The sequence below is a fragment of the Pseudoalteromonas sp. SG43-4 genome (assembly GCF_014164325.1).
Classification (GTDB): Bacteria; Pseudomonadota; Gammaproteobacteria; order Enterobacterales; family Alteromonadaceae; genus Pseudoalteromonas; species Pseudoalteromonas distincta.
This window is the reverse complement of the sequence record NZ_JACJFB010000005.1, coordinates 110,116-126,349: the sequence shown is the minus strand read 5'-3', so window position 1 is coordinate 126,349 and position 16,234 is coordinate 110,116. Positions and strand designations below refer to the sequence as shown.

The window sequence follows — 16,234 nt, the reverse complement described above, 5'->3', positions numbered from 1 at the left end:
CTGTTCTGTGTCGCGAGCCTGCCAATAGCAATTAGCAGACAAATTTTTTCAATTAAAACATGAATTACACTAACGCGGTATAAAAAACTGGTCTTAGTAGTTAAAAGTGTTCATAAAAAGCACTAACGACAACCATAACTAAATTTCAGCGTCAGGTAAAAACAATGGACCTAAAGGCATTTTAGGAATATTAAACTCTTCAGGATAATCGACATCAACCAAGTATAAACCTGCAGCTTTAGCTGTAGCACTTGCTTTAGCACGCTCTTTACAATCAAGTAATTCTTTCAACCAAATAGGCTGTTGCTTATGTATGCCAATATCCATCAAGCTCCCCGTTATATTACGTACCATGTGATGTAAGAACGCATTCGCCTTAATATCAATAATAACGTAACACCCTTGGCGCTGTACCGATAAATGATGAATAGTACGAGTTGGTGTATTCGCTTGACAATGGATCGCTCGAAAAGATGTAAAATCGTGTGTCCCGATCAAATACTGACAGGCTTCCTGCATTTTAACTTCATCTAATGGGTGATGAAAATGCGTAACCCCTTCGCTTAACACCGCTCCTCGAAAAGGAGAGTTATAAATAATATAGCGGTATCGGCGAGCTGTTGCACTAAAACGAGCATGAAAATCGACAGCAACTGGTTGTGCAAAGCGAATAGCAATATCTTTAGGCAATAAGGTATTCATACCCATTGTAAATGCGACCATGTCACGCGAAGCTTCAGTTTCAAAATGTATTATTTGACCTGTACCGTGCACACCCGCATCAGTTCGCCCCGCACATACTACTTCAACTGGGTGATTACAAATACGCGACAATGCCTTTTCTACTTCTTGTTGTACGCTATTAACATGTGATTGACGTTGCCACCCACTATAGCGTACGCCGTTGTATTCAACTCCAAGTGCTACTCGCATAATTACTGCTTTACCTACTGTGCTAATGAACACGGCATTTTATGCTATCTCTCGACGCAATAAAAGGAGGTGTGCGGTAATACCCTTTTTATTAAAAACATGAGCATTTTAATGAATCAAATAACTTAATAATTACGATGTAAATTATTCTTTTATAACAATTACATACTATAAAATCCGCTTCATTAATGCGTTGCTTTCCCTTGTTATAATTAAACTAACATCCATAAAAAAACCCTTAATTAGAATAACCAATTAAGGGTTTTTTTAACAATTTGTTATTTTAGTTTCGCTTTTAAACTAAGTGCCTCTTCTTGAACTTCTTCTGGGCCTTTGTTGATGACATCCTCAATGACCTTGAGCGCAGAATCAAAATCATCAATTTCAATATAAGCACGCGCTAAATCTAGTTTAGCTGAATAACCACCACTTTCAGCATCAACATCGGTTGGGTTATCACCAGCAAGTAATGCATCAAACTCACTCAAACCGACATCCATATTAACGTCGGTGTAAGGTTCGTGTTCAAGTTCAGCCTCTTCACTTTCTTCTAATAATGAATCTATATCTACAAATTCATCATTATCAAGTTGCTCAATATCACTACTTTCAACAAGTGGCTCTTTTGTAGTTAATGAGTCATCTTCCTCTAAGTCTTCTTTTAGCAAGCTGTCAAAGTCGACATCAAATTCACTGCTATCCTCAGCACTTAATTCTTCAGGCTCCGCTAACTCACTAAGTAATGAATCAAAATCAGTTTGCGTCAAATTTGACATAAACTCTTCATCAAGTTCATCGTCAGAGCTAATATTAGTGCTACCTGCTTCATCTGAGTTTGTTAACTGTGCTTCGCGCTCTGCATTTGTTTGCTCTTGCTGCTCGTCTGATAACTCATCAGTTAGCGCTTGCTCTAAAATATCTTCGTCAAACTCAACATCTAAGTCAGAAAAATCGTCTTCAATTAAAATTTCATCATCAAAATCGTCTTCTAAACTATCTAAATCATTATTTTCAGAAAGCGCATTTGATAAGTCCTGCTCAGCTTGGCTGGAAGAGACTCCCTGCGCCTCACCGTCTAAATCATCACCTTGTAATTCTTCGGGGGTAAATGGCAACTCACTTTCTAGTGTTTCTTGAACTTCATCAAGGTTAAGAGGTTTGGTATCCTCTTCTATACTAACTGGTTCAACAGAATCAATTCCGTCATTAATTTCTTGCAGTAAATCATCATCAAACGACTCGTCTTCAACCTTAGCTTCTGATTCAGAGAAGTCATTATCAATTAATAGTTCATCATCAAAATCATCTTCTAAGCTATCTAAGTTAGCATTTTCAGAAAGCGCATTTGCGAGATCTTTCTCTGTTTGACTAAGTGCTACTGCATTTTCTTCACTCGGTGCATTTTCTTTAGGTTCTTGCGGCTCAAACGAAGGTTCATTCTCCAATAATGAATGATCATCATCTAATTCAAGTTCAGGATATTCATCTAACTCTTCACTTGGCGTTATAAGATCGCTATCAAGCTGCTCTTCAATTTTTGTAAGATCTGAGCCATCGTCGCCCGCTAACGGATCGTCACCAAGATCTACTTCTATTTCTTCAAGATCGTCGTCAAGCTCATCTAAAGACCAATCTGGTGTTTCTATATAGTCATCATCCGTCGCTTGTTGTAGCTCATTTAAAAGCTCATCAACGCTCTTTAAAGTATCATCTGTATATTCTTCAAGCGCATCTTCAGGATCAAGAAGCGACTCTGATGTATCTGAAAAATCATCAACCGTTACATCTATAAGTTCAGGTTCTTCTTTAAGCTCAGGTTCTTCTGCAAGTTCAGGCTCTTCTTCAAGCTCAGGTTCTTCATTTAATGATGAAGCAAGCGACTCAATATCATCAACATTTAATTCTTCTTGAGCATCTGCTAAATCCTCAACTGAGTCTGCCAATGCATTATCAATTTCTGAATCTCTTACATCTGAATTTTTTACTTCATCATCAATTAGGTTATCTATGTCGTCTAAATCAAAATCATCGCTTTGTTCAACTAATGAATTATTTGCAGTATCAACTGCTTCCTCATCAATTAAGCTATCTATGTCGTCTAAATCAAAGTCGTCACTTTCCTCAACTAATGAATCATTTGCAGTATCAACTGCAGCCTCATCAATTAAGCTATCTATGTCGTCTAAATCAAAGTCGTCACTTTCCTCAACTAATGAGTCATCTGCAGTATCAACTGCAGCCTCATCAATTAAGCTATCTATGTCGTCTAAATCAAAGTCGTCACTTTCCTCAACTAATGAATCATTTGCAGTATCAACTGCTGCTTCATCAATTAAGCTATCTATATCGTCTAAATCAAAGTCGTCACTTTCCTCAACTAATGAGTCATCTGCAGTATCAACTGCTGCTTCATCAATTAAGCTATCTATGTCGTCTAAATCAAAGTCGTCGCTTTCTTCTAGAAGTTCATCTTCGTCGAGTAACTCTGCATCAAGTGAGTCATCTACCACATCACTTTTTGGGTCATTCGCCTCATCAATTAAGCTATCTATATCGTCTAAATCAAAGTCGTCGCTTGTATCAAGTTCAGCTGAAGTGTTATTTGAGGTATCTAATTCTGTTGATGTTTGATCTAATAATTCATCTATATCAAAATTATCTTCATCTGCAAGCTCTTCACTTAAAGCCGCCATTTCATCATGAGATTCTAAGCTGTCATCCTCTAAAGCTTCGCTTGTTTGCGGTGCATCAAACTCAGGTAGACTATCGTCTTCATCAAACAAGCTATCTAAATCGTCATTAGTTAGGATTTCATCATTGTTAATTGAGTCATCAGATAAGTCTAAATCTATATCTTCAGCGTTTTCATCTGAAGGTTGATCAAACCCTTGCTGCATAAAAATATCGAGCTCATCATCGTCATCGGTATTTTCATCATCAAAAACAATGTCATCGCTTAGCAAGCTTTCGAGCTCATCCTGATCAAGTAAATTTTCGTCGCCAGAAAAATCATCTAAGCCGTCGTCTAAATCATCATTAGGCAACATATCACTTTCGAGACTATCATCTAATTGAACACTCAAGTCATCTAAAGGGTCAGGTACAATTGGATCGTCATTTAAGCTTGGGCCTAAATCATCATCGCCAGTATAAGTTGGGGTTTGTGGTAAAAAGTCATCATCGTTTTGCGGCTCTTCTTGATTACTTGCTCGTTTGCGTAAAAACATAACGATTGCAAAAATAATCAGTAACCCAGGAATAAACATTAACAAGCCCAGTACTATGGGGTTTGAAAATAATGAGCCAAAATCAAATGACTCTTTTGGTATTACTTCTTGTTTTTTTTGTTGGGCAATAATCTCGTTTTGTTTAACGATGAGTTCTTTTAACTGATTTTGAATTTCGCTGTCTTGTCCTAATTGCAAACGTAAGTTTTCGAGCTCTTTAGATATTCCTGATAACTGTTTTTTAAGATTATTATTTTCAACTAAAATCTCTTCTACATTACTAACTGAGCTTTTAAACTGTTGTTGTAACTCAACAAGCTTAGTACCTTGCTCTGTTTTTATTTCATTTAATTCTTTCTGTATCTCTTTTTTAGCATCGTCTACATCAATTTTACGCGCTTGAGTTACTTTTGTTTGCGCTGAGTTAATTTCGCTTTGTGTAAGCGTGCCATTTTTTTTCTTTTCCCATAATGCATCATCTTGCTCAGAGCGTTGCTTTGCGAGCTGCGTATTTACAGCTTTTATTTCGGCTAAGGTAGGGATTTTTAAATAGGCACCATTTTGAATGTGGTTAAGATTTTGTTCTAAAAATGAATCGGGATTTTTGTTATACAAAGCCTGCATAACTTGATAAATACTGACAGAATTGTCTGGGCGCACTTTAGCTGCTATACGCCAAAGCGTATCAGTTGGTTTAATTGGCCCAATTGATCGCCCTTGCGCACCATAGTCAACGCCTTTAGGCCCCTTTAATTGGGTACTGTCCTGAGAGTAAACTGGCGTTACTATCAATGCAGACGCTAATATAATAAGTGTAGCTAAACCGCGCATGCTGATCCTTTAATATTTAAATATTAATAAAACACCTAAAACTTAAGTGCATAAATATTGTTTATTATTGCTATTATCAGCCAAATGACTGACTCGCATTTATTATTACAATCTATTTTTATTGCAAGCTCTATTCCAATTACAAACTATAAACCAGTTAGAGCGTAATATCCATCGCAACACCTTGAAAATAAATGCCTTAAAACATCTTTATAAATATTAATTTATTGAGCGTTATCAATCAGTTTTTGTATTTTTAAAATTAAACGGCAAAAATTTGACAAGCCATATAAACAAAAAGCGGCAAACAACTACTGTTTACCGCTTCAAAAGCATGTTTAGCGCAATTAACTATTACATGTAATTGGCAATAAGCTCTTCTGCAATTTGAATGCTATTAGTTGCAGCACCTTTACGAGTGTTGTCACTTACAACCCACATGTTTAATCCATGAGGATGAGAAATATCAGCACGTAATCGACCTATATACACAGTATCGTTACCACTAGCGTCAGACACTGCTGTTGGGTAGTCACCTTCATCATCAATTAGCTCGACACCAGGCGCGTCTTTTAAAAGTTGTTTAACGTGTTCAAAGTCATAAGGCATGCGCGTTTCAATATTAATTGATTCTGAGTGCCCAAAAAATACGGGAACACGTACACACGTTGGGTTCACTGCAATAGTGGTATCACCCAAAATTTTATGAGTTTCGTTTACCATTTTCATTTCTTCGCGCGTATAGCCATTATCTTCAAAGCTATCAATTTGAGGAATAACGTTAAATGCAATTTGCTTTGGAAATACTTTATTATCCATAGGGCGTGCATTCATCAAATTAGCTGTTTGCTTTGCAAGTTCATCAACCGCGTCTTTACCTGCACCCGATACAGCTTGGTAAGTAGATACATTAATACGGTCTATTCCGTAAGCATCATAAATTGGTTTAAGTGCTAACATCATCTGAATAGTTGAACAGTTAGGGTTAGCAATAATATTACGATTTCTAAAATCAGCTAGGCTTGAAGCATTAACTTCTGGCACCACGAGTGGTATTTCAAAATCATTTCTAAAGTGCGATGTATTATCGATTACAATACAGCCGGCTTCAGCAGCAATAGGAGCATATTTTTCAGATACACTGCCACCAGCAGAAAACAAACCTATATGCGCTTGGCTAAAGTCAAAGCCTTCAACGTCAAGTACTTCAATGGTCTCACCACGAAACTTTATATCTTCACCTGCGCTGCGGCTGCTAGCAAGTAAAAAAAGCTGATCAACAGGAAACTTACGATCTGCTAGCGTTTCAATGATTTGACGGCCTACTAAACCAGTAGCGCCAAGTACGGCAACGTTATATTTTTGCGACATATTTCTTCCTCTATAAACGACATTAAAACAACATCGTTAGTTAAATAATTATTCAGCTATGCTAAAGCCAAGCTGGCTAAGTGCTGCTAGTTGTGAGCTATCACCTTGTAGAAATAAAGTGCTAAATTCTCGCCTTATTGGATAGTTTTTACGTAAACTATCAAAGCCGTCGCTCTCTAGACGACGAAGTAATATTCCGTCATCGCGGCGAACGTCATAAATTAAATGCACTAAACGGGCAATATCTTGCTCATTAAGGCTTTGCGTAACAGTTGCATTTGTAACGGCTGGTGTTGGTAAAAAATCATCCAACGATTTAATCGCCTCAACACCTTTGAGCTGACACAGTTTTTGATACAACATTTGTGTACCACGAGCTTTCCCCTCAAGTGTATGCCCTGCAATGTGCACACTAGCGTAACGAACATGCTCTAGTAATTCAGTTAAAATATTGGGTTCTTTCTCCCATACATCAAGTACTAAATCTAAATCAGCCCCAGCTTCCATTACCTCAAGTAATGCTTGGTTATCAATTACATCGCCACGGCTTGCATTAATTAGCGTGGTTCCTGGCTTAAGTGCCTTTAAACGCTCTTTACCCATCATGTGCAGTGTTTTATGCTCGCCACTTTTAACAAGGGGAACGTGAAAAGTAACAACATCTGACTGCGCTAATAACTCATCAAGCGCTACATGCTCTTGTAATAAGCCTTGTTCGTGCTTAATCGGATCGCACAGCAGTACAACTACGTTTAATGCTTTTAATTTTTGCGCCAAACATGTACCAATGTTGCCCATCCCTACAATACCAATTGTTTGACCACACAATGGACGCGCATTTTCTTGGCTTAATGCAAATAAGCTACTAATTACATATTCAGCTACAGCAACAGCATTACAACCAGGTGCACTTGTAAAAGCAATATTTCTATCATGCAGTAATTGCGTATCAATATGGTCAATGCCGATTGTGGCAGTACCTACAAAGCTCAACTTGTTAGCTTGTACCAAAAGTTCATGATTAACATTTGTCACCGAACGAGTAAGAAGAACATCTACATCTATTAATTGTTCAGGCGTTAATTTACGACCATCAAAACGCTCAACCTCACCAAAGTCTGCAAAGTACTGCTCAACTAAAGGCATATTTTGATCGGCAAGAATTTTCATTACAGAGTCCGTTTGGCAATTAAGAGGCGCCATTGTAGCGAACAACCTAGCCTTTACACAAACTAAAAAGGCGCATTTTAGTTAATACAAACACTCAAAAATGGGGATGTGGATTGTTTTAAATCAGCAATTTAAATTAGGAATTTAAACGATGCGAATAATAACTTTACTATTGAATACACAAAGGCCGAATCACAGCATGATTCGGCCTTTATTATGCAAAATAAACTTCAATTACATTATATTTTATTTACTTGATTTTAGTTTATAGCTCAAAATCTTTTTTGAATTTCAAACCAAATTCACTTCGATCATTACTGCGCATTACGCCAACAAAACCTGATTGTTGAAGACGACCAACGTCGTAAACTTCGTTTAGAACGTTTTCACCATACAGTGTAACTTCCATATCGCCATATGGATTAGTGTAGGAAATATTAAAACCAACTAGTTCACGAGAGTCAATTGTCTCACTTTGGTTATAAACTGATTGCCCTTGCATTTCGCTTCGGTACGAATAATTAGCATTAAATGCAAGTGTTGCGCCGCTCTCTAAATCCATAAAGTAAGAAGGTGCAACCATGACAGTCCAGCGTGGTGTAAGTGCAGGTGAATCGCCTTTACCTATACCTTGTACACCCTCAGCCACTTCTGTGATTTCAGAATCTAAATAACCAACTGCACTGCGAATAGTAAAGTCATCAGTAATAGCGACTGTTGTTTCAAGCTCAATACCTTGTGCTTTAGACTGGCCCGCATTTTCTACAATTGTTACAAAACCGCCACCTGCTGTTGGGTCTGAAAATGGTAATGCTAAATCAGTGTAATCAGTCACAAATACCGCAAGCATCATAGATACATTTTCGTGTACTTGGCCTTTTAGACCCATTTCGTAGTTAACCGCTTTCGTTTCGTCAAATGATACAAACTGGTCTGGTCCACCAAATGGGCGCGGTGGAAAACCACCTGTTTGGTAGCCTTTTTGAATCTGGCCATACACATTCATATTATTGCTAAGCTGATAAGATGCATTTACATCCCACGTAACTGCATCAAAATCTGCACTTACATACTTACGAGTAGGAAATGATGGGAATATAGCATTTGCATCTTTTTCATCTTTTGAATAACGAAGACCACCACCTACCGTTAAATCGTCAGTTAAATCGTAGCTTGCATTAAAGTAGGCTGCGTAAGAATTAGTTTCTTGGTTAATTTCAAAATCGCCGTAACCACCAAATGATTCTGTTACTCCGTCATTCAATAAGCCATTGGGTGTATTAAATGGGCTGAATACAAATGGGCCTGAACGTGTAAAGCCATCTTCATTAAAAAAGTAAAGGCCTGACACAAAGTCCATATTATCAAATGTTGCATTTAGTTGAATTTCAAACGAGTACTGATCAGCTCCGCCCTCTTCTGGAAACTCAGATAAGTTTAAAGGTGATGCATCGTCATCTAGGCCACCTTCATACTCAGATGTACGGTAGCTTGAGATAAATTTAGTAGTATAAGTATCGTTAATTGCCCAATCAGCCGAGAACGATGTGCCCCAACCTGAGTAAGAAGTTGATTCAATACCTGCAACGGTTGTACCTAAATCATCAGGGTCTGATGGAATTAAATCTTGAGTCAATAACGGGAAGTCGCCATTAAACACATCGTTTGCATCTAGCGGGTCAGTTAATTCAATTGTGTAAGGCGATTGACCTGACTCGTTATCAACTCCATCTAAAGCAAAAGTGAATGCTAAATCGCTGTTCGCTTGCCATTTAAGGGCTACACGACCACTGAATTCCTCTTCCTCACCAATTTCTTTCTCTGGATTTGCTAAATTAACAGCTTCACCAACACCATCACGTGTTTTGTAAGATGCACTCGCAGACATGCTTAGTTCATCGTTTAGTGAGTTATTAAAATAAACATCACCAGCAATACGTCCACGACTTCCCAGCTTAGCTGAAGTAGTTACAATACCTTCATCACCAGGTTGCTTTGTAATTACATTTACAGCGCCACCTAATGTATTACGACCATATAAAGTACCTTGTGGACCACGAAGCACTTCAACACGCTCAACATTAGGTAATGATAAATTAGAACCCATTTGACGACCTAAATAAACGCCATCTAAGTATACGCCTACACCTGGATCAGTAGTTATTATGTGATCTTGCAGACCAATACCACGAATGAACACAGACGCATGTGCTGCATTACCAACACCGTAACGGGTGATGTTTAAGTTTGGAACATATTTACCAATATCTTCAAGATTACTCATATTGGCTTTATCAATTAGGTTCGCCCCAATTGATGTGATAGCGGTTGGAGATTCAAATAAGCTCTCTGTACGTTTACGAGCTGTGACTTCGATTTTTTCAAACGCGTCTTGTTTTGCGGTTGTTTTAGCTTCTTCAGCATTTACTGAGGTAGATAGTGCAGCGACAATTGCTAGGCTTAACTGTGAGAGTGTGCGTAGTTTCAAAATATTCTCCAAAGGATACCGTGTGATTTTTGTTATGCTTTTATATTAATAATATAAATTTTAGGCATAAAAAAAGACGCTAAATAGCATCTTTCCTCTGGACAGGTATTATATGACATTATTGTGAATAAATGTATAAGATTATTTAAATAAATTCATAGAAAATGACAGTAATTTAAGCATTGTTAGCTTTAAATGAATTATCATAAATAAACCCCTCTAATATTTACCTCACTAATGAACTGTTTTAAAACAAAAAATCTCATAAATACTACTTTAAAGAGCGCATAAAACATACTCATACATGTACTTTAGTGTATAAAAAAAGAGCTAAAACACATTCAGGTATCATTGAAATTAACTAAAAATAAGAATATAGTGCTAAAATGTAGTCTATGGATAGAATATTATGAATATTGAAAATACAGCCAATAAAAGCCCCACATGCTTCACCAGCCCAAATTACACATCACTTTTTTGTGTCGCAGCTGACTTCAACGTCCTACTTGTCAATTATCTAGCTTTAAATGTTATTACAAACCATGAACTTATAAATCAGTTTATGCTAAAAAACGGTCACCAAGGACTCGTTATTTTTGACGTGCCCAAAGACGGTGATGTTTTGGCATTAAAAGAGTGGCCTAATTTGAAAGGTTTGTTTTATGAAGGCACTGACGAAGTACTACTGCAGCAAGGATTACAAGCAATAGAACAAGGAAAACTTTGGTTTCCACGTGCGGTAACTGATGGTTGGATGAGACAAATGCTAGCGAGTGAACAACAAACTACGCTGCAATCAAATAACTTAACCTGCAAAGAAATGAAAGTATTAAACTTATTATTTTCTGGCTTACATTCAAGCGCAATTGCAGACACTTTATTTATCAGTGAAGCTACAGTTCGTGTACATTTACACAAGGTGTATCAAAAAATCGCTGTAAAAAACAAGCAACAAGCATTGCTTTGGTGTCAAAAAAACTTAAATAAGATCAATAGTTAAAACCGATTAAGCAAACTTGATAATAGCTATTGTAATTACCAGCAACATTCGTTCTAACTCCTTAACCAAAGAACGTAAAAAGAAAATTTAGTTATAATATTCCCGCCATTTTAAAAAGCCTTATTAACTAGATTTAAAGTTTATTCTAATAAAATCATACTATTCTGCTTTTAATACATACATAAAATATATATGTTACAAAATTAAAAAGCAGTTACTAAATTTATTTTTATTAACTTCCTAAATTTATTAGATAAAAAACACTATCACTTCTATAATCCTATTGAAATCAACATCTAAATAACAAATAGGAAATACATATGAAAAAGCTATCTGTAGCAGTAGCTGTATGTGCTGTACTTGCATCTAGCTATGCAAGCGCTGAAGTACGTATTAATGGTTTTGCATCTATAGTGGGTGGTAAAAGCCTAGACAGTGATCAAACCTTATACGGATATGACGATGATATCTCATTTAAAAATGAGAGTAAGTTCGCTTTACAACTATCTGCTGATCTTCAAGAGAAGCTAACGGCTACGGCTCAAATTATTGCGCGTGGAGAGGACGACTTTGACGCCACATTCGAATGGGCATATGTTACTTATGAATACAGCGATGAACTGCAATTTAGCGCTGGTAAAATGCGTGTTCCTTTCTATAAATACTCAGATTTCTTGGATGTTGGCTATGCTTATCGCTGGGTACGTCCACCTCGCTCAGTATACGGTATCCCATTTTCGACTTATGAAGGCTTGAGTGTTGTTTACAACAATCAATTAGGAGATTGGGACTCTACTTTGCAAGGGTTTTATGGCGCTTTTGATGGCGATATAGATGTATTTGGAGATAGCTTACCTGCTGAGTTAAATAATTTAGGCGGTATAAACTGGAGCCTATCATACGACTGGTTCAGTGCACGAGCTGCATATATTGTGGCCGACACAAGCATTTCATCTAATGACAGCGGTTTAATTGGACTTGTTGAAGTACTTAATACTAACGGTTTAACGAGCACAGCAAATGATCTTACTACTGACGAAGATGAAACAACTTTTGTTGGTATTGGCTTCTCTATTGACTATGATAACTTCTTATTTGATGCTGAATATACACAGTTTGAAGTAGAGGGAAGTATTTTGGCTGAACAATCACAATACTATGCCTCTGCCGGTTATCGTATCGACGATGTTATTGTTCACTTCACCTATGAAAAAAATGATGATAAACATGATTCATCACGTTTTAATACTCTTGAATCAATTCCTTTATTAAATACTACAGTGAACTTTGCCCTAGAGAGCATGCGTGCAGAGAGTAACGTATACACCATCGGCGCACGTTATGACTTCCACCCTTCAGCTGCATTTAAAATTGACTTTAGTCGATTTGATGATGACATCACTGACACTGAAACGGATATAGTCGCCGTTGGTGTTGATTTAGTATTTTAATTGGAGCGGAATATGAAAAAATTAATCCTAGCTAGTGCGCTTTCATTATGTTCTTTCGGTGCTTTAGCTGAAGTTGCAGTAATTGTAAATCCTGGTAATGCAAATGCACTTGATGCAGAGACTATTAAGAAAATTTACTTAGGAAAGGCCAAGTCGTTTGATAACGGCAATAAGGTCAACCCAGCAACTCAAAACGGTACCGCTATTGCTGATGAATTCAATTCTAAAGTGGTAGGTAAATCGAGCAGCCAATTAAATGCCTATTGGTCAAAACTTGTTTTTACAGGTAAAGGAACACCGCCTGAAAAGTTTGATTCAGATCAAGCTGTCATTGACTTTGTTGCCGCTAATGGTGATTCAATCGGCTATATAGATAGCAATAAAGCAACTGATAAAGTTAAAGTGATTGCTACCTTTTAATTGCTATTATTAAATAAAAAAAACCACCAAATCGGTGGTTTTTTTATAACTTAACTTTAATAACAATTCGCTCGATTAAGTAAGATATTTTGAGGGAGAAAAACTGTTCAATAGAAATTTTAACACAGCTAGCGTCTGATCTGCCCTCTCAAATTGAATAAGCATTACTTCGAATTGATTTAGCTACGTTACTCAATTTTAAATTTAGCCGTGGCATCTAATAGGTTATCTGAAAGGTAATGAAGGTTTTTAGCTACATCCCTCACAGCCGTTAGCGAGTCCATTGTATCTTCAAATGATACGTGCATATTTGTCACGTTTTCTACAACCATAGCAGCAACTGATGTTTGCTCTTCTGTGGCAGCAGCAATTTGTGAGTTCATTCCATTTATTTCTAACATTTGCTCTGCAATTTTCTCTATAGAAATACCCGTTTTTTCTGCTGCAGTTGCATTATCTGTAGCCATATCTCTTGCAGTCGTCATTGCAGTAACTGATTCGTTAGCCGCTTCAGTTAAAGTAGTCAACAGCTCTCGAATCTCATTTGTAGAGTGAGCAGTTCGCGATGCAAGCTCTCTAACTTCATCAGCAACAACAGCAAAGCCTCGGCCATGCTCACCAGCACGGGCAGCCTCAATGGCAGCATTAAGTGCAAGTAAATTTGTTTGCTCCGCTATTGATGTAATAACATTTAATATTTGCGACACATTTTTTGTATCGTCTGCTAATTTATTGATAGTTGTAGCAGCGTGATTAATCTCATCACTTAACGTACGAGAAGCGGTTACTGATGTTTGTACTTGAGTTCGACTTTGCTCAACTTCTTTCTCAGCCGTTTGCGCTGCATGAGAAGCACTTGCAGCTGATTGAGAGATATCTCCTACACTCTGTTTCATCTCTTCCATCGATTGCTTTACAATCTCAGCATCAGTGGTTTGTTTAGTCGTTGCACGCTCCGCTTGTTCCATCCCCTGCACTAAGCGAGTAGAGTTTTCCATTAACGGTTCGCAAACCGCGATAATTTCTAACACCGTTTTTTTCAATATGCCAATAAAAGAGTTGAAGTTTATAGATACTTGACCTATTTCATCTTCAGAGTTAACTGTCAATTTAGTGCTTAGCGAGCCTTTACCGCTTGCTAATAAGCTTAAATTATTTGCCGCATCACTTGCCGAAGAAGCAATTCGCTTAGCTATCCAAATAGCCATAAAGAGCAATAAAATAAGCGATACAATAGAAACAACTAACATTAACGTAAGGGCGTAATCAGAGCGGTCCTTTGTGCTTGCAACAAGTTCAAAAAAACGATCGTCAGCTTTGACTTGTGCTGCCTTAAACTTTTCTAGGACATCGTTATAAAGCGCTGTTTTCCTCTGTGCTTGTTGTTGAATTTTACTAAAATCTGCTGTTCCATTTACCATGCCATTTGCGATAGTCGCTGATATTTTTTCGTAATTTGCGAGCTGCTCTTTAGTGTCACTGTGAATGTAAGAGGCATTTATTTTTTCTATCGCAATAATATTCAACTCAAGTTGCTTGTATGTGTCAGATGCTTTCTCGACTAAATCTTGCTCACCAAATGTTACGGCTTGGGTGTAAAGTTCGTCCAGCTTCTCTAAAATGCCAACATTAGCAGATGTTAACTTAACAACTTTGTAGGATGATTTTTCCATTTCATCAAGTGCAATTCTATTATCATTCATAGCAAAATAGTTGATCAGAACAATCACTAAAAATGCAACGACAGCAATACTCGTAATCGCATGTATTTTTTTACTTATGCTGAGATTTTGAAAAGTGAAGCCTGAAGCCATTGTGAATACCTTATTTTATTGTCTAAATCTATTATCGGCTTATTACTCATAAGTGTTAACTAAATTTGTAAAATTTCTAGTTTTTTTTACAAACAATTCAAAATTCTACATAACTAATTGCCCTTTAAAAAAAGAAAGTACAAATAACATTCAATTTAAATCGCAGGCACAAAAAAACCAGTAACATTTCTGTTACTGGTTTCTAAATTTGGTGCGGATGGGGGGACTTGAACCCCCACGCCCGAAAGCACCACCCCCTCAAGGTGGCGTGTCTACCAATTCCACCACATCCGCATTTTTAAGCTTTCGCTTATTTGTTAAACATATGATTTATTTGAGGAGTATAAATCGTTTAACGATAGCATTACGCTAAATTAGTTCGGTACGTCAGAGCTTTGCTCTTTCGTAGATGTTACCGGAACATCTTCTTCAACAGGAACTACAGTTTCTACTGCAGGAGCTGCTTCTAGGTTTTCCCACTCGTCAGTCTTTTTAATTTGACCTGCAGTTAGGTTACCTAGCACAATGCTTAAAACAAAAAATACTGTTGCTAAGCTTGTGGTTGTTTTTGTCATAAAGTTACCAGCACCAGACGAACCAAAAACCGTGCCTGAAGCACCAGCACCAAATGAAGAACCCATATCTGCGCCTTTACCTTGTTGAATTAAAACCATTCCAACTAGAGCTAGAGCCACAACTAAATAAACTACTAATAAAATTTCGTACATCTTATACAGTCCCTTTTGCACTGTTACAGATTGCAGAAAAAGATTCTGCTTTTAGACTTGCGCCGCCAATTAAGCCGCCATCTATATCTGTTTGTGCAAATAATAATTCGCTATTTTTTTCATTAACGCTACCACCATATAAGATGGAAAGCCCTTGTGCTAAAGTGCTATCAAGTGCAGCAATTTTATCACGGATAAATTTATGAACAGTTTGTGCCTGCTCTGGCGATGCAGTCTTACCTGTGCCTATGGCCCAAACGGGCTCGTATGCTATCACAGAATCTTTCAGTGCTGCTACACCTAATTTTTCAATTACTGCATCAATTTGTGCAGCAACGACTTGTTCGGTTTGACCGTTTTCTTGCTCACTTTCACTTTCGCCAACACATAAAATTGGTGTTAACCCAACTTCTTGTGCTCTAGCAAACTTTTCAGCGACAGTTTCATTACTTTCGTTATAAATACTGCGGCGTTCAGAATGACCAACGAGTACGTAAGTTGCACCTAAGTCTTTTAGAAGCTGTCCGTCTACTTCACCGGTAAACGCACCAGGTGTATTTTCAGAAACAGTTTGAGCACCTGTAGAAACACCACTAGCTATCATCGCAGGTACAAGTGGGAATGGAGGAAATAAAACAATGTCCATCTCTTGTGATTTTACATCGTTAATAGCATCAGACATTTGTTTAACTAGCTCTAACGAACCATTCATTTTCCAGTTGCCTGCGACCATCGCCTTGCGTATTGCCATTTTCCACTCCACATTAGAAAGCGGGCGAGATATTAACTTTTCTCGCCCAA

The 16,234-nt window shown here is 37.4% G+C and carries 11 protein-coding genes and 1 tRNA gene; 3 read left to right on the top strand and 9 right to left on the bottom strand.

All coding sequences use genetic code 11. The features are described 5' to 3' along the window. Nucleotides 1-138: 138 nt before the first annotated feature. From truA to H5160_RS06860, 5 genes are all read right to left on the bottom strand, one after another. A complete protein-coding gene (gene truA / locus H5160_RS06880) occupies nucleotides 139-933 on the bottom strand; it encodes a tRNA pseudouridine(38-40) synthase TruA (RefSeq protein WP_002958360.1) in 795 nt (264 codons plus the stop codon). Between the two features lie 278 nt (nucleotides 934-1,211). Beyond that, complete coding sequence (locus H5160_RS06875) at nucleotides 1,212-4,991, bottom strand: FimV/HubP family polar landmark protein (protein ID WP_182737117.1); 3,780 nt, start codon at nucleotides 4,989-4,991, stop codon at nucleotides 1,212-1,214. Nucleotides 4,992-5,345: 354 nt separating this feature from the next. Then, nucleotides 5,346-6,362 carry an aspartate-semialdehyde dehydrogenase gene (locus tag H5160_RS06870; RefSeq protein WP_024594855.1) on the bottom strand — a complete coding sequence of 339 codons (1,017 nt, stop codon included), beginning with the start codon at nucleotides 6,360-6,362 and terminating at the stop codon, nucleotides 5,346-5,348. A gap of 48 nt (nucleotides 6,363-6,410) precedes the next feature. After that, entirely contained in the window at nucleotides 6,411-7,532 is a 1,122-nt protein-coding gene (locus tag H5160_RS06865) for a 4-phosphoerythronate dehydrogenase (RefSeq protein ID WP_024594856.1), read from the bottom strand. A gap of 265 nt (nucleotides 7,533-7,797) precedes the next feature. Further along, nucleotides 7,798-10,020, bottom strand: a complete 2,223-nt coding sequence (locus H5160_RS06860) for a TonB-dependent receptor (protein ID WP_039484465.1) — start codon at nucleotides 10,018-10,020, stop codon at nucleotides 7,798-7,800. A gap of 409 nt (nucleotides 10,021-10,429) precedes the next feature. Between H5160_RS06860 and H5160_RS06855 the strand changes: the two genes are divergently transcribed. The 3 genes from H5160_RS06855 to H5160_RS06845 all read left to right on the top strand — a co-directional run bounded on the left by H5160_RS06855 (nucleotide 10,430) and on the right by H5160_RS06845 (nucleotide 12,891). Then, nucleotides 10,430-11,020, top strand: a complete 591-nt coding sequence (locus tag H5160_RS06855) for a LuxR C-terminal-related transcriptional regulator (RefSeq protein ID WP_182737116.1) — start codon at nucleotides 10,430-10,432, stop codon at nucleotides 11,018-11,020. 320 nt (nucleotides 11,021-11,340) lie between these two features. Then, nucleotides 11,341-12,471: a porin gene (locus tag H5160_RS06850; protein WP_182737115.1), complete on the top strand. Its 1,131-nt coding sequence runs from the start codon at nucleotides 11,341-11,343 to the stop codon at nucleotides 12,469-12,471. A 12-nt stretch (nucleotides 12,472-12,483) separates the two neighbouring features. Beyond that, the gene (locus tag H5160_RS06845; protein WP_182732702.1) at nucleotides 12,484-12,891 is read left to right on the top strand and encodes a phosphate ABC transporter substrate-binding protein; all 408 of its coding nucleotides are present in this window, start codon (nucleotides 12,484-12,486) and stop codon (nucleotides 12,889-12,891) included. A gap of 188 nt (nucleotides 12,892-13,079) precedes the next feature. On the opposite strand, the gene H5160_RS06840 is transcribed toward H5160_RS06845, so the two are convergent. The 4 genes from H5160_RS06840 to tpiA all read right to left on the bottom strand — a co-directional run bounded on the left by H5160_RS06840 (nucleotide 13,080) and on the right by tpiA (nucleotide 16,184). After that, the gene (locus H5160_RS06840; RefSeq protein WP_024594860.1) at nucleotides 13,080-14,705 is read right to left on the bottom strand and encodes a methyl-accepting chemotaxis protein; all 1,626 of its coding nucleotides are present in this window, start codon (nucleotides 14,703-14,705) and stop codon (nucleotides 13,080-13,082) included. 209 nt (nucleotides 14,706-14,914) lie between these two features. Next, nucleotides 14,915-14,999 (bottom strand) — tRNA-Leu (locus H5160_RS06835). A gap of 80 nt (nucleotides 15,000-15,079) precedes the next feature. Beyond that, nucleotides 15,080-15,433 (bottom strand): preprotein translocase subunit SecG, encoded by a 354-nt coding sequence (gene secG / locus H5160_RS06830; protein WP_002962769.1) that lies wholly within the window; start codon nucleotides 15,431-15,433, stop codon nucleotides 15,080-15,082. A 1-nt stretch (nucleotide 15,434) separates the two neighbouring features. Beyond that, nucleotides 15,435-16,184, bottom strand: coding sequence for a triose-phosphate isomerase (tpiA, locus tag H5160_RS06825; protein ID WP_002962767.1), 750 nt, complete (start codon nucleotides 16,182-16,184; stop codon nucleotides 15,435-15,437). Between the last annotated feature and the right edge of the window lie 50 nt (nucleotides 16,185-16,234).